15 protein-coding genes are annotated in these 20,270 nt (G+C 64.5%); 10 read left to right on the top strand and 5 right to left on the bottom strand.

The features are described 5' to 3' along the window. The first annotated feature begins 20 nt into the window (after positions 1 to 20). From ACVJ19_RS03295 to ACVJ19_RS03265, 7 genes are all read left to right on the top strand, one after another. Positions 21 to 980, top strand: a complete 960-nt coding sequence (locus ACVJ19_RS03295) for an ABC transporter permease (protein ID WP_453948008.1) — start codon at positions 21 to 23, stop codon at positions 978 to 980. Next, positions 946 to 1,863, top strand: coding sequence for an ABC transporter permease (locus ACVJ19_RS03290; RefSeq protein ID WP_453948007.1), 918 nt, complete (start codon positions 946 to 948; stop codon positions 1,861 to 1,863). Before ACVJ19_RS03295 ends, ACVJ19_RS03290 begins: the two co-directional genes overlap by 35 nt. Beyond that, on the top strand, positions 1,863 to 2,858 hold the full coding sequence (locus ACVJ19_RS03285) for an ABC transporter ATP-binding protein (protein WP_453948006.1): 996 nt from the start codon (positions 1,863 to 1,865) through the stop codon (positions 2,856 to 2,858). The genes ACVJ19_RS03290 and ACVJ19_RS03285 overlap by 1 nt, the downstream gene beginning before the upstream one ends. After that, positions 2,855 to 3,823, top strand: a complete 969-nt coding sequence (locus ACVJ19_RS03280) for an ABC transporter ATP-binding protein (RefSeq protein ID WP_453948005.1) — start codon at positions 2,855 to 2,857, stop codon at positions 3,821 to 3,823. Before ACVJ19_RS03285 ends, ACVJ19_RS03280 begins: the two co-directional genes overlap by 4 nt. A gap of 223 nt (positions 3,824 to 4,046) precedes the next feature. Next, the gene (locus ACVJ19_RS03275; protein WP_453948004.1) at positions 4,047 to 5,183 is read left to right on the top strand and encodes a TRAP transporter substrate-binding protein; all 1,137 of its coding nucleotides are present in this window, start codon (positions 4,047 to 4,049) and stop codon (positions 5,181 to 5,183) included. Positions 5,184 to 5,296: 113 nt separating this feature from the next. Next, positions 5,297 to 5,965 carry a TRAP transporter small permease subunit gene (locus ACVJ19_RS03270; protein ID WP_453948003.1) on the top strand — a complete coding sequence of 223 codons (669 nt, stop codon included), beginning with the start codon at positions 5,297 to 5,299 and terminating at the stop codon, positions 5,963 to 5,965. Then, on the top strand, positions 5,962 to 7,845 hold the full coding sequence (locus tag ACVJ19_RS03265) for a TRAP transporter large permease (protein ID WP_453948002.1): 1,884 nt from the start codon (positions 5,962 to 5,964) through the stop codon (positions 7,843 to 7,845). Before ACVJ19_RS03270 ends, ACVJ19_RS03265 begins: the two co-directional genes overlap by 4 nt. Before the next feature lie 466 nt (positions 7,846 to 8,311). Here ACVJ19_RS03265 and ACVJ19_RS03260 read toward each other — a convergent pair whose 3' ends face one another. Further along, positions 8,312 to 9,349: a helix-turn-helix domain-containing protein gene (locus ACVJ19_RS03260; protein WP_453948001.1), complete on the bottom strand. Its 1,038-nt coding sequence runs from the start codon at positions 9,347 to 9,349 to the stop codon at positions 8,312 to 8,314. 333 nt (positions 9,350 to 9,682) lie between these two features. On the opposite strand from ACVJ19_RS03260, the gene ACVJ19_RS03255 reads away from it, so the two are divergent. Next, on the top strand, positions 9,683 to 13,135 hold the full coding sequence (locus tag ACVJ19_RS03255; RefSeq protein ID WP_453948000.1) for an autotransporter domain-containing protein: 3,453 nt from the start codon (positions 9,683 to 9,685) through the stop codon (positions 13,133 to 13,135). Between the two features lie 13 nt (positions 13,136 to 13,148). Here ACVJ19_RS03255 and ACVJ19_RS03250 read toward each other — a convergent pair whose 3' ends face one another. From ACVJ19_RS03250 to ACVJ19_RS03240, 3 genes are all read right to left on the bottom strand, one after another. After that, positions 13,149 to 15,053, bottom strand: coding sequence for a sensor domain-containing diguanylate cyclase (locus ACVJ19_RS03250; RefSeq protein ID WP_453947999.1), 1,905 nt, complete (start codon positions 15,051 to 15,053; stop codon positions 13,149 to 13,151). Between the two features lie 176 nt (positions 15,054 to 15,229). Continuing rightward, positions 15,230 to 15,451: a dodecin gene (locus ACVJ19_RS03245; protein ID WP_080135072.1), complete on the bottom strand. Its 222-nt coding sequence runs from the start codon at positions 15,449 to 15,451 to the stop codon at positions 15,230 to 15,232. A 160-nt stretch (positions 15,452 to 15,611) separates the two neighbouring features. Beyond that, a complete protein-coding gene (locus ACVJ19_RS03240; RefSeq protein ID WP_453947998.1) occupies positions 15,612 to 16,874 on the bottom strand; it encodes a glycosyltransferase family 87 protein in 1,263 nt (420 codons plus the stop codon). Positions 16,875 to 17,200: 326 nt separating this feature from the next. Between ACVJ19_RS03240 and ACVJ19_RS03235 the strand changes: the two genes are divergently transcribed. Both ACVJ19_RS03235 and ACVJ19_RS03230 read left to right on the top strand, forming a co-directional pair. Then, a complete protein-coding gene (locus tag ACVJ19_RS03235; protein ID WP_453947997.1) occupies positions 17,201 to 18,202 on the top strand; it encodes a glycoside hydrolase family 16 protein in 1,002 nt (333 codons plus the stop codon). 2 nt (positions 18,203 to 18,204) lie between these two features. After that, on the top strand, positions 18,205 to 19,665 hold the full coding sequence (locus tag ACVJ19_RS03230; protein WP_453947996.1) for a GH1 family beta-glucosidase: 1,461 nt from the start codon (positions 18,205 to 18,207) through the stop codon (positions 19,663 to 19,665). A 9-nt stretch (positions 19,666 to 19,674) separates the two neighbouring features. On the opposite strand, the gene ACVJ19_RS03225 is transcribed toward ACVJ19_RS03230, so the two are convergent. Next, entirely contained in the window at positions 19,675 to 20,265 is a 591-nt protein-coding gene (locus ACVJ19_RS03225) for a hypothetical protein (protein ID WP_453947995.1), read from the bottom strand. Positions 20,266 to 20,270: the final 5 nt, after the last annotated feature.

Raw genomic sequence — 20,270 nt, 5'->3', positions numbered from 1 at the left:
TCTAGACGGGGCCTTCCCTCATGAGTCAATACGTCCTGCGTCGCCTCCTGATCGCGATTCCGAGCCTGCTCGGAATCTCGGTCGTGCTGTTCGTCGTGCTTGCGCTCGCCCCCGGCGACCCGTTCTCTGAACTGGCGACGAATCCGAACGTGCCGCCCGAAGTGCAAGCCGCACTCCGGGCCAAGTTCGGTCTCGACGATCCGATCCACCTTCGTTACCTGCACTGGCTCAACGCCATGCTGCACGGGGACTGGGGTTTCTCCTTCGTCAGCCGGATGGACGTCGACACGCTGATCCTCCAGCGCCTGCCGGCCACGCTTTACGTGATCGGTTCGGCACAGATCCTGGCTCTGCTGATCGCGATCCCGGTCGGGGTCTATGCCGCGACGAAGCCCTATTCGCTGTTCGATCAGATCGCCAACACGCTCGCTTTCGTCGGCTTCTCGCTGCCGACCTTCTTCACCGGCATCCTGTTCATCCTGATCTTCTCGGTCACGCTGGACTGGCTGCCCTTCGTCTACACCACCGACATCAAGGGCACCGGCATCCACTGGGTGCTGGAGATGATCCGTCAGGCCATCATGCCGGTGGCGGTGCTCGGCCTGTTCCAGGCGGCGTCGATGACGCGCTTCGTGCGCTCGGCGATGCTCGACGTCATCAGGCTCGACTACGTCACCACAGCGCGGGCCAAGGGCCTCGGCCAGGCCACGGTGATCATCAAGCACGTGATGCGCAACGCCATGATCCCCGTGGTCACGCTGATCGCGTTGCAGATGCCTGCGGTGTTCGGCGGCGCCATCGTCACCGAGCAGATCTTCCGCATCCCCGGCATCGGCTCGCTGCTGATCTCCTCCATCCTTTCCAACGACACGCCGGTGGTGATGGCCGTCACCTTCGTCTTCGCGTGCCTCGTGGTGCTGTTCAACCTCATCGCGGACGTCCTTTATGGCTGGCTTGACCCTCGCATCTCCCTCCGCTGAGCGGGGCGTCTACTCGCCCTGGCGCGAGACGTGGCGGCGCTACAGCCGCCACAAGCTCGCCGTCGTCAGCGCCTTCCTGCTCCTCATTCTGGTGCTCGCCGTCGTGCTTGGGCCCTTCGTGTGGCGTGTGAAGATCAACGACATCGACATCGTCGCGGGCATGCAGGGACCCTCGCTCGCCCATCCCTTCGGGACCGACGATCTCGGCCAGGACATTCTGGCGCGCATGATCTATGGCGGCCGCATCTCGCTCGCGGTGGGGCTCGCCGCGATGCTGGTCTCGGTCTTCATCGGTACGCTGATCGGCGCGCTCGCCGGCATGTCGCGCGGTGCGCTCGGGCACGGATTGATGTGGCTCACCGACCTTTTCCTGTCGTTGCCGCAACTGCCGCTGCTGCTCCTGCTCATTTATCTCTTTCGCGACGGGCTGAAGCAGGTGTTTGGTCCCGAAGGCGGTATCTTCATCCTGATCGTGCTCGTGATCGGAGGCTTGCGCTGGATGCCGGTGGCGCGGCTCGTGCGCGCGCAGTTCCTGTCGATCCGCGAGAAGGAGTTCGTCGAGGCAGCGCGCGCGCTCGGCGCCAGCCCGGTGCGGCAGGTGGTGCGCCACATCCTGCCCAATGCGGTCGGCCCGGTGATCATTGCCGGCACCATTGACGTCGCCGCCGCCATCATCGCGGAATCGACGCTGTCCTTCCTCGGTCTCGGCTTTCCGCCCGACACTCCGACCTGGGGACGACTGCTGTATGACGCCAAGGACTTTCTCGACATCGGTCCGCACTGGGCGCTGTTTCCGGGCGGCGCAATCTTCATCGCGGTGGTCGCCATCAACTTCATCGGTGATGGCCTGCGTGACGCGCTCGATGCGCGACGGGTGATCTGATGGCGCCGCTGCTCGAGATCAAGGGCCTGAAAACCCACTTCTCCACCGACGACGGCATCCTCCAGGCCGTCGACGGCGTCGATATCTCCATCAACAAGGGCGAGACGCTCTGCGTCGTCGGCGAATCCGGCTGCGGCAAGACCGTGACCGCGATGTCGATCCTGAAGCTGATCGCGATGCCGCCGGGCCGCATCGCGGCAGGCCAGATCATCTTCGAAGGCCGCGATCTCGTGCCGCTGACCAGCAATCAGCTCGACGAGGTCAGGGCCAAGGAGATCGGCTTCATCTTCCAGGAGCCGATGACCTCGCTCAATCCGGTGCTCACGATCGGCGAGCAGATCGCCGAGAGCCTGCGGCGGCACGAAGCGGTGACCAAGAAGCAGGCGCTCGAGCGCACCATCGAGATGCTGAAGCTGGTGCAGATCCCCAACGCCGAAGGCCGCGTGCACAATTATCCGCACCAGTTCTCCGGCGGCATGCGTCAGCGCGTGATGATCGCGATGGCGCTCGCCTGCAAGCCGAAGCTGATCATCGCCGACGAGCCCACCACGGCGCTCGACGTCACCATCCAGGCGCAGATCCTCGACCTGTTGCAGGACATGAAGGAGCGCTTCGGCATGGCGGTGATGCTGATCACCCATGCCATGGGCGTCGTCGCCGAGACCGCGCAGCGCGTCGTGGTGATGTATGCCGGCAAGGTGGTGGAGGAAGCGCCCGTCGACGATCTCTTCGGCGATCCCCGCCATCCCTATACGCAAGGGTTGATCCGCTCGATCCCGCGCATCGATCTCGACAGCGAGCACAAGACGCGGCTGGAGGCGATCGGCGGTTCGGTGCCGATCCTGATCAATCCGCCGGTCGGCTGCCGCTTTGCGCCGCGCTGCAAGTTCGCGATGAACGTCTGCACCGAGAAGGAGCCGCTGCTGCGCGAGGTCTCGCCCGGCCATCGCATGGCCTGTCACCTGGGAGATACGCAGTTGGGAGCCGCGTCATGAGCGAACCTTTGCTCCGCGTCAGCGGCCTGAAGAAACATTTCCCTGTGCTCGGCGGCCTGCTGTCGCGCCAGGTCGGCACCGTCTACGCGGTCGACGGCGTGTCGTTCTCGGTCAATCGCGGCGAGACGCTCGGCCTCGTCGGCGAATCCGGCTGCGGCAAGTCCACCACGGGCCGCTGCGTGCTGCGCCTGATCGAGCCGACCGACGGCGAGGTCACCTTCGACGGCCAGGACGTGCGCAAGCTCGGCGGTACCGACCTGCGCGCGATGCGGCGGAACATGCAGCTGGTGTTCCAGGATCCGTTCGCCTCGCTCAATCCGCGCATGACGGTCGGCGCCATCCTCGGCGAGGCCTTCACCATCCACAATCTGGCCTCGTCCGCCAAGGAGCGCGAGGAGCGCGTCGCGGGCCTCTTGGTCAAGGTCGGCCTGAAGGCCGAGCACATGCGGCGCTATCCGCACGAATTCTCCGGCGGCCAGCGCCAGCGCATCGTGATCGCACGCGCGCTTGCGGTCGAGCCGAAGCTGATCGTCTGCGACGAGCCGGTCTCCGCGCTCGACGTTTCGATCCAGGCGCAGGTCATCAACCTCCTGGAAGACCTCCAGGCCGAGCTGAACCTGACCTATCTCTTCGTCGCGCACGACCTCTCGGTGGTCGAGCACATCTCCGACCGCGTCGCGGTGATGTATCTCGGCCGCATCGTCGAGCTCGCCAAGGCCAGCGACCTCTACCGCAATCCGCAGCATCCCTACACCAAGGCGCTGCTATCGGCGGTGCCGGTGCCCGATCCAAAACTCAAGCGCGAGCGCATCCGTCTCAAGGGCGACGTGCCGAGCCCGATGAAGCCGCCGTCCGGCTGCCACTTCCACACCCGCTGTCCGATCGCCCAGCCGCGCTGCGCCGAAAGCGCGCCCGAGCTGAAAGAAGGGGCGGGCGGGCACTTCGTGTCGTGTCATCTGGCGTAATGGTGCGGCGCGTCATGCGCAGCAGGCGCCCTTTACGCTGCCGCTCAATTTAATCCGACAGCGGGGAATAATTCGAACCGGCGAGTTGGCGGCGTCCTGCACGTCCTCCGCGTCGTAGCGTCGCATCGTCAGGAACTTTCTTGCCAAAGTCCGGCGCAAGTCCTTGTCTTCTCCTTACAAAAAAAGGGGCGATCCGTCACGGATCGCGCTGAGGGAGGACATCATGACCAAGACGAGCAAGGACGGCGCGTCGACGCGCCGCCGTTTTCTGAAGGCTGCTGCAGCCGGAGCGGCCGCCACTGTCGCCGCGCCAACCGTCGCCCTGGCGCAGGGGCCGATCAGCATGCGTTGGCAGAGCACCTGGCCGGCCAAGGACATCTTCCACGAATACGCGCTCGACTACGCCAAGAAGGTCAACGACATGACCGGCGGCGACCTCAAGATCGAGGTGCTTCCCGCCGGCGCTGTGGTGCCGGCCTTCGGCCTGCTGGATGCGGTGTCGAAGGGCACGCTCGACGGCGGGCACGGCGTGCTGGTCTATCACTACGGCAAGCAGAATGCCCTGGCGCTGTGGGGTTCGGGCCCGGGCTATGCGATGGACGCCAACATGCTGCTCGCCTGGCACAAGTACGGTGGCGGCAAGGAGCTTCTGGAAAAGCTCTACGCCTCGATCGGCGCCAATGTCGTCTCGTTCCCATATGGGCCGATGCCGACCCAGCCGCTTGGCTGGTTCAAGAAGCCGGTCACCAAGGCGGAGGACCTCCAGGGCGTCAAGTTCCGGACCGTCGGCATCTCGATCGACGTGTTCACCGGCCTCGGCGCCGCCGTCAACGCGCTGCCGGGCGGCGAAATCGTCTCGGCGATGGACCGCGGTCTGCTCGACGCGGCCGAGTTTAATAACGCAACGTCGGATCGCATCCTCGGCTTCGCCGACGTTTCCAAGATCTGCATGCTGCAGAGCTATCACCAGAACGCCGAGCAGTTCGAGATCATGTTCAACAAGGACAAGTACAACGCGCTGCCTGACAAGATAAAGGCGATCATCGCGGTCGCCACTGAGGCGGCAGGCCAGGACATGGCGTGGAAGGCGATCGACCGCTACTCCAAGGACTACGAAGAGCTGCAGACCAAGGACAAGGTCAAGTTCTACAAGACACCGGACTCGATCTTGCAGAAGCAGCTCGATATCTACGACCAGGTCGTCGAGAAGAAGTCAGCCGAAAACCCGCTGTTCAAGGAGATTGTTGCATCGCAAATGGCCTTCGCCAAGCGGGCGACGCAGTGGGAACAGGATACCTTGGTGAACCGTCGCATGGCCTATAACCACTACTTCGGCCCCAACGCCAAGAAGAAGTCCTGACGCCCAATAATTCGCACGAGTAATGCATCATCCGGGATAGCCTTCCCGGATGATGGTTTCTATTGTCGGCAACCCTGTTCCGACGCCCTATTCAAGCAGCGGCCCGAACTCTCATGAACGCGCGGCGTTTTCTGCACACGATCGACGGCATCAGCACCTGGTTTGGCAAGGCTGCCGCGTGGCTGATCATCGGGCTGATGGCGCTGGTCTGCGCCGAAGTGTTCAAGCGCTACATCCTCAACATGCCGACGGCGTGGATCTTCGACGCCTCCAACATGCTGTACGGCACGCTGTTCATGCTCGCCGGCGCCTATACACTGGCGCAGAACGGTCACGTCCGCGGCGACTTCCTGTACTCTTCGATGCCGCCACGCAGGCAGGCCCTGCTCGATCTGGCGCTGTACATCGTGTTCTTCCTGCCCGGCATCGCGGCGCTGGTCTACTCCGGTTGGGATTACGCTTCGCATTCATACCGCATCAACGAGCATTCCAATGTGACCGCCGACGGACCGCCGGTCTGGCAGTTCAAATTCATGATCCCGCTGGCGGGAGCGCTGTTGCTGCTGCAGGGCGCGGCCGAAATTGCACGCTGCATCATGTGCCTGCAAACCGGGGTATGGCCAAGCCGCCTGAAAGACGTCAGCGAAATCGACGTCGTCGAGGAGCAGTTGGCGCACAGCGAGCATGTCGATGAGGAAGCGCGCAGAGCCGCGATCGAGCATGCGCAGAACATCGAGGAGAGCGCGCGGCAGCGCGGCATGGGCGGAGATTTGCAGCGATGAGCGATCCGGCACTCGGGCTTTTGATGCTCGGCCTCATCGTGGTCGTGATCATCATGGGCTTCCCGACGGCGTTCACGCTGATGGGCCTAGGCATGTTCTTCGGCTTCTTCGCCTATTACCGCGGCGGCGAAGCCTGGGCCGACAACCACATTTTCGACCTGATGGTCCAGCGCACCTATGGCGCGATGACCAACGACGTCCTGATCTCGATCCCGCTGTTCGTGCTGATGGGCTACGTGATGGAGCGCGGCGCGCTGGTCGACAAGATGTTCTATTCGATCCAGCTCGCATTCCGGCGCGTGCCCGCCTCGCTCGCGGTCGCAACCCTGATCGTGTGCACCTTCTGGGGCATCGCTTCGGGCCTGGTCGGCGCGGTGGTGGTGCTGATGGGCGTTATCGCCTTCAACCCGATGCTGAAGGCCGGCTACGACGTCAAGCTCGCCTCCGGCGTCATCACCGCCGGCGGCACGCTCGGCATCCTGATCCCACCCTCGGTGATGATCATCGTCTATGCGGCGGTCGCCGGGCAGTCGGTGGTGAAGCTGTATGCGGCGGCGATGTTTCCGGGTTTCTTCCTGGCGCTCCTCTATCTCGTCTACGTCATCGGCTGGGCGCTGCTAAATCCGAAGATCGCGCCAAAACTTCCCGAAAGCGAAATCCGCGTTCCAGTCCGGCCGTGGGTGGCCGAGTTGCAGCAGGCCTATTCGCGCAAGATGCTGCCCGCGCTGTTTACCGCCGTGCTCGCGCCGGCAAGGGCCCTGAGCATCAGCGTCGACGGCGCGCGCCTCGGCTACACGACGCTCCTGAAGAATCTCGGCTTCGCGCTGGTGCCGCTGGTGCTGGCATTGACCACGCTGTGGGCCGTCTGGTGGTATGTCGTGATCCACCAGCAGCCCGACATTCCGACGCCGCCTGCGGCGTCGATCCAGCAGAAGCTGGACGACGCGCCGCAGCCGCTGGGCGCTGGCGCCGCTTCGCAGCCGGCGGAAGAAAAGCTGGAAGAGCTCGGCGGCGGCAGGTCAGGCGCGGCGACCAGGAACGAGCCGGAAACATTGCAGCAGATGGGCAGCTCCGAGCTGCGTGATCAGATCAAGGCCGCGCCTTCCGAGGCCGGACCACCACCGGAGTTTTATACCTATTTCGCGTTCATCGCCGCGATCTTCGGCCTGGTGCTGCTGTATTACTACTGGACCATGGAAGCCGAGCAATTCGAGGTGCTGCGGCTCTTGATCGCATCGGTGATGCCGCTCGGCATCCTCACCGTTATCGTGCTGGCCGTGATCCTGCTCGGCATCACCACAGCGACGGAGTCGGCCGCGGTCGGCGCCGCCGGCGCCTTCCTGCTCGCATTCCAGGCCAGGACGCTGGACTGGAAGCGCACCAAGGAAGCCGTGTTCCTGACCGCCAAGACCACCTCGATGGTGTGCTGGCTTTTCGTGGGCTCGGCGCTGTTCTCGGCGGTGTTCGCGATCCTCGGCGGCCAGGCGCTACTCGAAAGCTGGGTGCTCTCGCTCAACATGTCGCCGGTCCAGTTCATGATCCTGTCGCAGGCGATCATCTTCCTGCTGGGATGGCCGCTTGAATGGACCGAGATCATCGTGATCTTCGTGCCGATCTTCCTGCCGATGCTGAAGCACTTCAACATCGATCCGGTCCTGTGGGGCGTGCTGGTCTTCGTCAACCTCCAGGCCGCATTCCTGTCGCCGCCCGTGGCGATGTCGGCGTTCTATCTGAAGGGCGTGGCGCCAAAGCACGTCACGCTCAACCAGATCTTCTCCGGCATGATGCCCTACATGCTGATCGTGATCGTCTGCATGGTGTTCATGTACATTTGGCCCGGCCTGACGCTGTGGCTGCCGAACTATCTGTACGGAGGTTGAGCATCGAACGTCTCGGTGCTTCGCCGGCCTGGACTCCGGCCCCTCGAAACGAAGGCCGGCGCACCCGCGTTCGACGTTTCCATGGGCCGGCATGGATCCGCCGGCCGCCCCTTGGCCGCCCCTTGGGCGAAGGAGTAAGCGGAAAAATTCATTTCGGACTGTGAAGCATCTTACACCACATGCCTCCGATGGTGCTAGAATGGCCACGCTTCTTGCTTGAAGGAGGCCCCGATGCTGACGCCCTTCAACAGGCCGTACTGGGAACAGAGCGCCCGTGACTGGACGATGAGGCTTGGCGCGCTCATGCCCCAACCGCGGCAAAAGCCCGCCGAGCCCAAACCACAGCGGCCCCCGTGGCGGCACTTCGACGATACCCATCATTGGGACTCGACCGCGGAGGAATGGGTCCCCAATCACGACAGGTGATCGCGCCGGGGCCGAGCCTGCATGGACGCCTTCACCGGCGTTACGATGTGCGGCGTCGGGCCAACTGGTGCAGCACCGTGTCGATGGTCGGGACCGCGCCGGTGTCGCGGAGCCATGTTTCGGCCAGCTCCCTCAGCTCTCCCGGTGTCAACCCGAACTTGCGGCGGAACGCCCGGATGAAGGTGGAATCGCTGCTGAACCGCAGCTCGACGGCGAGGTCGATCAGGCGCTTGTCCTGCCAGGCCGGAGATATCATGAGCCGTAAGGCGAGGTTGAGCCGCTGCTCCCCAACATAATGCGCGAGGCCGCCGTCCGCTTCGAACAGGCGATACAGGCTCGCGCGCGAAATCTGAAACTGGCGGCACAGCTCGTCCGCGGTCAGCGCATCGGAGAGATGGCTGGCGATGTGGCGCTTGATCATCGCCAGATAGAGATGCCGCTCGGCACGTTCGACGCCGGCCGCAATGTCGGCCGTTCCGCCGGCGGCGGCCGCCATGAGATCGGCGATCGCCTCGACCGTGACCTCGACGTTGCCGGCCTCCGGCTCGGGCGGCAGGGCGAGCGCCGCGTAATGGCTCGCGAGCAGGCGCGCGTGGGGATGGTCCGACGGCAACAAGACTGCCGTCGCCGAATCCGGGTGCGCGAGCCGAGGTGCCAGCATGGCACGTTGCAGGATGATCGCCCTCAGGCGAGTGCGGCTGCCGCCGCCGCGAAGCACCGTGCGGTTCGGCTGCCCCATGTCGAGGAGAACGATGTCGCCTGGCCCCAACGTCACCTCGCGCCGGCCGGAGGAGAACCGCATCTCGCCTTCGAGACACAGGGTGATGTGATAGTGATCCATGCCCCCACGGGCGATGTGCGCGGGTGTCCGGTCGTATTCGAGATCGGTGACGCGTGAATCGACCAGCAGCGCGTTGCCGGCCATCGTCGTCACGGTGGTGATGTGGAAATCGTCTTCCGAGGTGAGCGCAATGACGTCGCAGATATCGGCCGTCATGGTGCGGAGCCGCGCGAGTGCGCCCGGTCCACGCTCGCCCTCATCCGCCGGCATGCTTTCGTTCGCGACTGCGCCGTCCACGCCATCCCCCCGATCACACCGGTCGCACGGGCGAAGGCCACACAGAGCACCGATATCGAGGCGCGTATCTAGTCATTCGGACAATGCCGGGCAACCTCGTGGAAGTGGAAAGCGTGCGTCACGAGTTGTGATGCGATTGCATCAGTGCCGGCGGGAATTGGCGGCTGAGACTCCGGGCACATCGGCGGTGCGGCGTGACTGCTAAGGCTTGTCCGTCCATTGCCACGCGCGTGCCTAGTTCTTGATCACGCGCGGCACCCCTTCGCGTTCCGAGATCGTGTTATGGCCGCCAGATTGCAGTTGTTATCGCACGCGCTTCGTGTCCCCGCCCTGATGGCGTCGGCCGTTCTGCTGCAGGTGATGGCGACAGCGGTGGCAGAGGCTCAGACGGGGCCTTTCGTCTATGTGCCCAATTCTGGCGATGGCACCGTGTCGGTCCTGGACACATCCACCGGCAATTTCGTGGGATCTCCCATCGGTGTGGGCAGTAACTCCATCGCGGCAGCGGTACGGGGTGATGAATCTATTGTCTATATCACCGATTATCAAAGCGGCACTGTTTCCGTTCTGGACACCTCGAGCAACGCGATAACCGCCACCATCGCCGTCGGGGCCTATGTCGCTGGAGTCGCGCTCACTCCCGACGGCACCCGTGCCTATGTGGCCGTTGACAATTCGGTTTCGGTGATCAACACCGCGACCAATGCGATCATCACCACCGTCAACCTCGGGGGCGGTCTCACGGGACTCGCATTAAGTCCCGACGGAACCCGCGCCTATGTAGCTAACTATGGTAACAATTCGATTTCGGTGATCAACACCGCGACCAATACGATCATCACCACCATCCCCGACGGGACAGGCCGTCCCATGGGAGTCGCAATAAGTCCCGACGGGACCCACGCTTATGTGGCGAACCAGGGCGGCAATTCGGTTTCCGTGATCGATACCGCGACCAACGCGATCAGCACGACCATCCCCGTCGGGAGCGCTCCCGCGGGAGTCGCATTAAGTCCCGACGGGACCCGCGCCTATGTAGCTAACTATGGCAGCAATTCGGTTTCGGTGATCAACACCGCGACGAATGCGATCATCACCACCATCTCCGTTGGGAGCGCTCCCTTTGGAGTCGCATTTAGTCCCGACGGGACCGTCGCCTATGTGACGAACCAAGGTGACAATTCGGTCTCCGTGATCGACACCGCGACCAACGCGGTCAATGTGACCCTTTCTTCGCCCGGCGCAGGGCCAGCTTGGCTTGGCGCCTGCTCCAACGGCAATGCGTTGTTGGCCGCCGGATCGACGTTCAAGGCAAACACGTCGGGGGCGCTGGCCTGCACGCTGGCCTCAGGGGCGAGCGGCGCCAGCGGTCCGGTGTTCACCGGCGGGACGATGCAGTTCGCCGGCGCCAATATCTCGAGCTCGCTGCCCATCACGCTGATGAGCCAGGGCGGCACTTTCGACACCGCCGGCAACGACGTCACGCTGTCCGGCACTATCAGTGGGCCAGGCGGGCTGACCAAGATCGGCCTCGGGACGCTGACGCTCTCCGGTGCAGGCAGCTATTCGGGGCCGACGGTGGTGAACGCCGGCACATTGCAGGCCGGCGCCGCAGGCGTCTTCTCGCCGAACAGCGCCTACACCGTTGCGAGTGGGGCGATACTCGATCTCAACAGCTTCAATCAGACGATTGGTTCGCTCGCCGGCGCGGGCTCCGTGACGCTCGGCTCGGCAGCGCTGACGATCGGCAATGACGGCACCAGCACGACGTTTTCGGGCAGCATTGTCGGGGCCGGCGGGCTGACAAAGATCGGCGCGGGAACGCTGACGCTCTCCGGCAACAACGCATATAGCGGCGGAACAATGATCGGCGCAGGCACGCTGCAGCTCTCGGGCGCGGGCACGCTGGGCGCCGCCACCGGTTCGACGATGGTCAACGGCGGTACGCTCGATCTCGGCGGCACGACGCAGACGCAAGCGGCGGTCAGTCTCGCCGGCGGCATGATCCAGAACGGAAATCTGAACGCGCCGATCACCTCCACCGGCGGCACCATCAACGGCATCAGCGGCACCGCGAGCCTCACGACCACGAGCGGCACGACGGTCGTGACCGGAACGAACACCTACTCTGGCGGGACGACGGTGAACGGCGGTGTGCTCGATGTCCTGGGCGCGCTTAGCGATCCGACTGTCAGCGCAGGCGGCACGCTGACCGGCAGCGGTTCGGTCGGCGACACCTTCGTCAACACCGGCGGGACGTTTGCACCGGGCAGTGGTGTGCCAGGCAGCTTCATGACCGTCAACGGCAGTCTGGCCTTTCAGTCGGGTGCGATCTATCTGGTCCAGCTCAATCCGTCGACGGCGTCCTTTGCGAACGTCACGGGCACGGCAGCGCTCGGCGGTGCCACGGTGAACGCGGTGTTCGCCAGCGGCAGCTATGTCAGCAGGACCTACACCATCCTCACGGCAAGCGGCGGCGTCTCCGGTACGTTCGATACAACCGTGGTCAACACCAACCTGCCGGCGAACTTCCACACGACGCTCAGCTACGACGGCAACAATGCCTATCTCAACCTGGTCCTGAACTTCTCCATTCCCGGCGGGCAGAGCGGTAACCAGCGGGCGGTCGGCAATGCGCTGAGCAACTTCTTCAATGCGAACGGCAGCATTCCGCTGACTTATGGCGCGCTGACGCCGGCTGGCCTGACGCAAGCCTCGGGTGAGCTCGGCGCTTCCTCGCAGCAGACGACGTTCGCCGCGATGAGCCAGTTCATGGGTCTGCTGACCGATCCCTTCATGCAGAGGAATGGTGTCTCGGACGCTGCGAGCGGCGCGAGCGGCTTCGCAGACGAGGACAGCGCCAGCGCCTACGTGGCGCGCAAGCGCACCGATGCTTTTGCCATGATCACCAAGGCGCCGCCACGCACATTCGAGCAGCGCTGGAGCGTGTGGGCCGCGGGCTTTGGCGGATCGCAGACGACGGGCGGCAATGCGATCGTCGGCTCGAACGATACGACGAGCCGCATCTTTGGGACCGCCGCCGGGGCCGATTACCGGTTCTCGGCAAATACGCTCGCCGGCTTTGCGCTGGCCGGCGGCGGGACCAATTTCAGCGTCGCCAACGGCCTCGGCTCCGGCCGCTCCGACCTGTTCCAGGCCGGCGCCTATCTGCGCCATGCGAATGGCCCAGCGTACATCTCAGCGGCGCTCGCCTATGGCTGGCAGGACATCACCACCGATCGCACCGTGACCATCGCCGGCGCTGATCGCCTGCGCGCCGAATTCGACGCCAATGCGTATTCCGGCCGCCTCGAAGGCGGCTATCGCTTCGTCGCGCCGTGGATCGGCAGCCTCGGCATCACACCCTATGGTGCCGCGCAATTCGTCACGTTCGATCTGCCGGCCTATGCCGAGCAGGTCGTCTCCGGCTCATCGGCCTTCGCGCTGAGCTACGCCGCGAAGAGCGTGACCGACACCCGCACCGAACTCGGCCTGCGCGGCGACAAATCCTTTGCGATGCAGGGCGGCGTCCTGACACTGCGCGGCCGCACCGCCTGGGCCCACGATTTCAATCCGGATCGTTCGATTGCCGCCACCTTCCAAGCGCTGCCGGGGGCTAGCTTCGTCGTCAACGGCGCGGCGCAGGCACATGACTCCGCGCTCACCACCTTGGCGGTCGAGATGAACTGGCTGAGCGGCTGGTCGGCGGCGGCGAGTTTCGAAGGCGAGTTCTCGAACGTCACGCGCAGCTATGCGGGCAAGGGCAGCGTCCGCTACGTCTGGTGAGAGGTCGCTCCCGTCATGCGCTCTTCGCGGGCCAGGGCACGACCTGGCCCGACATCACCATCCGGTCACGGCCGCTGTCCTTGGCGGCGTAGAGTGCGCGGTCAGCGGCAGCGACCAGCGTGTCGCAGTCCATCGTGGTCTCCGATGGGAGACTGGTCGCGGCACCGACGCTGGCAGTCACCAGCCGGGAGGGTGGATTTTGCGCATGCAGCATGGCGAGATCGTGCAGCGCCTGGCGAATCGCTTCACCGACCTCGGCGCAGCCGTCCGGGCCGGTGTCCGGCAGCAACACGGCGAATTCCTCGCCGCCGTAGCGCGCGGCGAGGTCGGCCGGGCGCCTGGCATAGGCGGATAGAATCCGCCCCAGCGCGCGCAGGCACCCGTCGCCCGCCACATGTCCGTAATGGTCGTTGAATTTCTTGAAATGATCGACATCGATCAGCAGCAGCGAAAGCTGCGTGCCATCGCGCCGGGCCCGCGCCCATTCCTCAGTGAGGCGTTCGTCGAAGGCACGCCGGTTGGCAAGCCCGGTGAGGCCGTCGGTCGTTGCCAGCGAGGCGAGCTTGTCCTGGAGATCCTTTTGCTCGGTGATGTCGCGCACCACCGCGACGACGCCGTCGATCGCGCCGCTGTCGGAGGCCAGGGTCACGTGCAGCGCCGCCTCCGCCCAGATCTCGCCCTTGTCGCGATGGCGCTGGCGATAGACGAACCGCGCCTCCTCGGCCTCGCCATTCTTCAGCGCGGCAATGGCTTGCTCGACGCGTTCCAGGTCCTCCGGGTGAATGCCGACCAGGGAGGACGTCCCCAGCAGCTCCTCGGCGGACCAGCCGGTGATGCGCACACATGAGGGAGAGACGTAGAGCAGCCGGTTATCCAGCCCGATCCGGGTCACCATGTCGCTGGATTGCTCCGCCAGCATGCGGAAATTGGCTTCCTTGGCGACCAGGGCCTGCGCCATGCGCTGCCCCTGCCACAGCTGACGGACCAGGTAGAAGCCGATCACCGCGATCAGCAGCACGAGGCCGAGGACGAAAGTCATGCGCGCGGTCGCGTCACGTCGCCAGGGGGCCAGCACGTCCTCCTGCGACTTGCTCGCCAGCACCATCAGGGGATAACGGCTGCTGCGCTGGTAGTAACTCAGCCGCTGCACGCCATCGAGCGGCGACTTGAAATAGTACACCGCCGCGGGGGGGCGGCTTTCCCACTGCTTGAACAGGGGCGCGTTGGACAGGTCGCGTCCGATGAAGGCGCCATTTTCGTCGCGGCTGCGCACCAGCATGATGCCGCTGTTGTTGAGCAGGGATGCCGAACCGTTCGGCCCGAAGTCGAACCGCTGGTAGAACTTTGCAAAATACGCGACGTCGATCGTGAGCAGGGCAACGCCGGCGAAGCTGCCGTCGGGACGGTTGATCCGGCGCGACGCGGTGATGATCCACTGGCCGCCGGAGCGGCTCTTGATCGGCCGTCCGATCAGCGTGCCCTTCTCCGGGGAGTCGCGGTGGTGCTGGAAGTATTCGCGGTCGCTGTTGTTGAGCTTGGAGAAGTCGACATTCTCGGTCGTGGCGAGCCAGCGGCCGGTCTCGTCGTAGACGAAGATGCCGCGGATGCGGTCCGATGATTTGCGGGTCGGCAGATAGGTCTGGAGCTTTGCGATCGTATCGGGGCCCGTTCCGTCGAGTTCGAGCCGGTGGACCAGCCCGACCAGGATCGTATCGGCGAGCTCGAACGTGTCGTCGGCGTGCTGGATCAGCGACTGCGCCAGATTGGTGACGTCGATCTCGGCGATTCTGAGATCGGCATTGCGCGTCTCCCATTCGCGCCAGACGCTCAAGCCGAGGATCGCCACGCAAATCAGCACGACGAACCCCGCCGCCCAGAGCGGAAGGCGCGTCTTGCCGAGTTCGCGGCTCGTGACCATCGGGTTTGCTCCAAATCGGGGCAAACCTCTCACTTTCGCCTTAACGGCCTGTTGCAATATCCGAGATGATTGTGCGGTCCGTAGTCAACCGGGCGGAGGTGTCGACAACTTGATCGGCACCCGTCGGCATTCGTTAACCACGCCGCGGCAGCGTAACGGCTTCATTCGGCGCCGTATCATCCCTCCAGCGTGAAGCCGACCCGCAACGTCACCTGATAGTGGCGCACGGCGTTGTTCTCGATGTGGCCGCGCGTCTGCACCACCTCGAACCATTTCATCTCGCGAACGGTCTTGGCGGCGCGGCCGATCGCGTTCTTGATCGCATCCTCGATCGAGGTCTCGGATGATCCGACCAGTTCCAGGATCTTGTAGACGTGGTCCTTCTCGGCGGTGGGCATGAGGCGTCTCCCCTTGTGCTGTGGCGGCCCCCGATACCGCTCCCGCGGTGTATCCGAAAGCGTCGGGCCTCACCTGTGAACGGGCGGCCTGGCTTCGGGTTCCCTGCTCCGCGATGGCCCGCATGCACCAGCCGAAGGCGGAGCCGCCGGTGTCTGCCAGCTAAGCGCTATCCACGGATTCGGCCCGGCACGACAGGACGAGCGGCTCTCTCTGCCGGCTCCACAGCAGTTTTAGCAGGAGAAGCAGCAGTGCCATCAGCGCGAAGCCGCCGAGCGCAGGCGCGAAATGTTGATCGGGATCGGCCTTCTGCCCGAACTGCATCGCCAGCCGCCCCGACTGCAACAGCCCATAGGCCCCCGCGAACAGGATCAGCCCGTAGATGGCGTTGCGCTCGCGCGGGCTCGCCATCCCCGTGAGATCGGGTAGCATCAGGGCGAGACCGATCCCGAGCATCGGCAAATCATAATCATAGGCATAGGGGCTGATCATCACGGAGACCATGACGGCGGTACCGAGCGCGAATGCCGGTGAGGCGCCCCGCGCCGCGCCGAGAAGGACCGCGGACAGCGCGAGCCCGGCAATTGCCGTCTGCCCCCAGAAGGCGGCGCTCGCGGGAAAGCCGGCCTTGTACAGCGCCGCATAGGTCGAGATCATGCGAAACAGCGGATAGAGACCCTGCTCAAGATAGCCGGCCGATTCCTTGATCGCTCCGAGCCAGGCGAACCAGATTTGCCATCCGAACAGGAGCGTGCAGAGCAGTGAGCTCGCCAGCACGACGGCCGCGGCCGTTCCGAGCGCAATCCAGCGCCGCGTCACCAGCAGATAGACGCCGGCGGCGATCGCAAGATGCGGCTTGATCACCATGGCGCCGAGCGCCAGGCCGGCCAGCACCTGCCGCCGCTCCACGTTGAGACAGACGAGCCCGATCAGTGCTCCCGTCAGAAAGCCGTTCTGCCCGCAGCCGATGGTGATCGCCAGTGCCGGAAACAGGATCACCAGCACCTGGGCGAAATTCGTGCCGGCGATCTTGCGGAGCGTCACGAGATAGAGCGCGAGCGTCGCGGCGGTGAACAGCAGGTAGCCGACGCCGACCGGCAGGAAGGCGAAGGGTGCGAGCAGGAGGTCGTATTGCGGCGGATAGGTCCAGGGCATGAAGCCGGTGGCGCCGCCGGCGGCCTCCATCTGCATCTTCAGCAGTGCCTCGAAGTGATAGACTTGGTCGAGGTCGCCGCGCCAGACGCGCTGCGCGACGATGTGAAACGCGTCGAAATCGGCGAGCTCGCGGTCGGTCCAGCCGCCCCAGCGGGCGAACCAGAAGGTCTTGAAAGCGACGACTGCCGCCAGCGCTGTCAGCACGAGACGCACATAGGTCGCCCGCTTCGGCGGCGAGAACTGCACCCGTTCCAGTGTTTCGGCGAGCATGGCGGCGGCAACCTCGTACCTGACGGATTGGCGACCGGCCGGGGAGGTCCGCAGATCCCTGCAAGGCTGCCATTGGAGGCTTAAGGGACGGTAACGAATGCGGAAGGATTTCGGCGGTGGAGCCGCCCCTGGCGATGTCGGGCGCGAGAATCTGCCCGGCTTCGTCATCAGTCTTGTGCCGGATGACACCGCTTCTCGGCCGATTGGCGTGCGCGGTCGAGATGTCTTTGCGAAATCGCCCGCGGGCGTCGGCTGGGTGTGCTTGCCCGTTCGGGGACAGGCACGCTAATTTCGGTGAGGTTTCCTGGCATGTTCGATGTGCGGTGATGATCGACCGTTGGACGAAGGGCGCTCTGGTCGCGATTGGTCTGTCTATCGTGCCTGCGCCCGTCGTGGCGCAGGACGATCTCGTTGACGCGCCCGGCATGGTATCGCTGCAAGTCACCACCGATCCCTCCACGATCGAGTGCCGCAGGCTGGAGACGGTCAATCCCACTTCGCTCGCGTTCCTGACGCTGCGCCGGACGTTCAACGACGATTTCAACGAGCATCCGCTCGCGACAGGTCGCTGGGTGCCGCACTATGCCGGCGGCGCGGCGTGGCCGGAGGCGCGCTACTGGGGTGGCGACGGCTCCGACTTCAAGCGCAAGACCAGCGCCAATGGCGAGCAGCAGATCTATGTCGATCCGCGCTATGCCGGTCGTGCGGCGACGCCGCTCGGGCTCGATCCGTTCAAGGTCAAGGACGGCGTGCTCTCCATCGTCGCCAGCCGCACGCCGCCGGAATTGAAGCCGGTGCTGTTCAACAACGAGTACATCTCGGGGATTCTGACGACCCAGGGCACGTTCGCGCAGAAGCACGGCTATTTCGAAATCCGCGCAAAAGTCCCGGTCGGCCATGCGGTCTGGCCGGCATTCTGGATGCTGGCCGACGACGGCGGCTGGCCGCCGGAGGTCGACGTGCTGGAAGGCCGCGGCGAGCGGCCCGGCGATCTCGTGATGACCACGCATTGGCGGATTCCGTCGACCCAGAAGATTCAGTCCTGCGGCTTCGATTTCGCGGTCCGCGATGCTTCGAACACTTTCCACAATTACGGTGTGCTGTGGGCGGAGGATCGCCTGGTCTATTTCATCGACCGCAGGCCGGTGTCCGACATCAAGGTGCCGATCGGCTTCGACGATCCCATGTATATGATCGTCAATCTGGCGATCGGATCGAAGTTCTTTCTTGGCGTGGGACCAGTCGACGGAGAATCGCCGCCGAGCGTGGCCTTCGAGATCGACAGGATATCGGTCTATCAGATCGATATGGAGCAGGCGCGGAGATAGCGATGTCAGCAGACGTCTCGCGGCGCGAATTGGCAGGGATTGCGGGTCTCGCCGTGCTTGGCGCTGCGACCGGCGCCAGGGCCGCGGAGACCAGTCCGGCTGGCCGCCATGCGCCCGCGCCTTTCCCGAAGGATTTCCTGTGGGGCACGGCGACCTCGTCCTACCAGATCGAAGGTGCCGTCAACGAGGACGGCCGCGGCAAGTCGATCTGGGACGTCTTCAGCCACACGCCCGGCAAGATCGAGGACGGCTCGACCGGCGACCGCGCCAACGAGCACTATCACCGCTACAAGGAGGACGTCGCGCTGATCAAGGCGCTCGGCGTCAAGGCCTACCGTTTCTCGATCGCCTGGCCGCGGGTGTTTCCGGATGGATCGGGCCAGCCCAATCCAAAAGGGCTCGATTTCTACAACCGCCTCGTCGACGAGCTGCTCGCAAATGGCATCGAGCCCTATGCCACGCTCTACCATTGGGACCTGCCGCAGGCGCTGCAGGACCGCGTCGGCGGCTGGCAGTCGAGCGACACGTCAAAGGCCTTTGCCGACTACGCCGCCTATGTTGCCGCGCGCCTGACCGATCGCGTCAAAACCGTCTTCACCGTGAACGAGGTCGGGCGCTTCGTGAATTTCGGCTATGGCTGGGGCATCGACGCGCCGGGCCTGAAGCTGCCGGCCGCGCAGCTCAACCAGGCGCGCCATCACGTCGCGCTGGCGCATGGGCTCGCCGTGCAGGCGATCCGCGCTTCAGGGCGGGTCGGCACCCGTGTCGGCGCAGCCGAGAATATCGCTGCTTGCGTGCCGGCGATCGCGACGCCGGACAACATCCGCGCCGCCGAGATCGCGACGCGCGAGCTCAATGCCGGCTTCCTCGGCGTGGTGCTGGAGGGCAAGTACACCGACGGCTTCCTCGCCTATGCCGGCGCGAACGCGCCGAAGTTCACGCCCGAGGAATTGAAGATCATCGGCACGCCGAACGATTTCGTCGGCCTCAACATTTACGCGCCGCAGTTCTACGTCACCGCCTCCGATCGCGCGCCGGGCTTCCACGTGCTGCCGTTCCCGACCTCGTTCCCGCACATGAATTCGGAATGGCTGCGGGTCGGCCCCGAGGTGATCTATTGGGCCCCGCGGCTTGCCGCGAAAATCTGGAACATCGAGACGATCTACATCAGCGAGAACGGCACCTCGTCCGAGGACAGGATCGCCGCTGACGGCCAGGTCTACGACCTCGACCGCATCATGTTCCTGCGCAACTACCTGACCCAGATGCAGCGCGCCATCGCCGAGGGCGTGCCGATCCGCGGCTATTTCCTCTGGAGCCTGATGGACAATTTTGAATGGATCTTCGGCTACGGGAAGCGGTTCGGGCTCTACCGGGTCGATTTCGAGACCCAGGCGAGGGTGCCGAAGCTGAGCGCGGCGTTCTATCGCGACGTGGTGGCGCGGAATGCGATTGGGATGTGAGACCGTCCTTTATCGGCGGTGCGGGTAGTCGCGTTTGAGCCGCGCGATCTCTTCCGGAGGCGCAGCAAGCAGCATCAACTTGAGCGGCGAGAGCGGGCCGCCATGGCAAGGACCGAACTGGCCGTCGACCCGCCCGCGGTACAGCGTCTTGCCGTCGCTGGTGACCTTGTCGGGGCTGGGTGAAACTCCGATTGTAAGCATCGCGCCGGGAGCCCACTCGAGCGGACGGTGAGCGCAGCCACCATCACACCATCTGTCGAACGCGACCATCGCTATCCCATCAACCCTGCTGCGAGGAAGGACGCCCTTCAGGACTTTAACGTCCCTGAATCCAAGCAGCTCAATCCCGGAGTCCGGCCCAGAAAGGTGGCGGATGCTGACAAGGCGGCCGCTGAAGACAATCGGGCTGAGAGTATAGAGAGCGACACGCGCCTCGAGATCAACAGCCCTTTTGGTTGGATCGACATTTGGGTTGATCGATTCGAAAAAAGCGGAAGTCGGAAGACCGCAGTCCAGCCCATAGACCGTGACAGGCCAACCGATTGCGAAAGCAGCCAAGCCGATGGCTGATCGAATGCCGCGAAGAAAGCCGAACCGCATCGCCG

This window comes from Bradyrhizobium sp. USDA 376, assembly GCF_054063675.1.
Note: the sequence above shows the minus strand (reverse complement) of the source record. Positions and strands in the feature narration are given on the sequence as shown.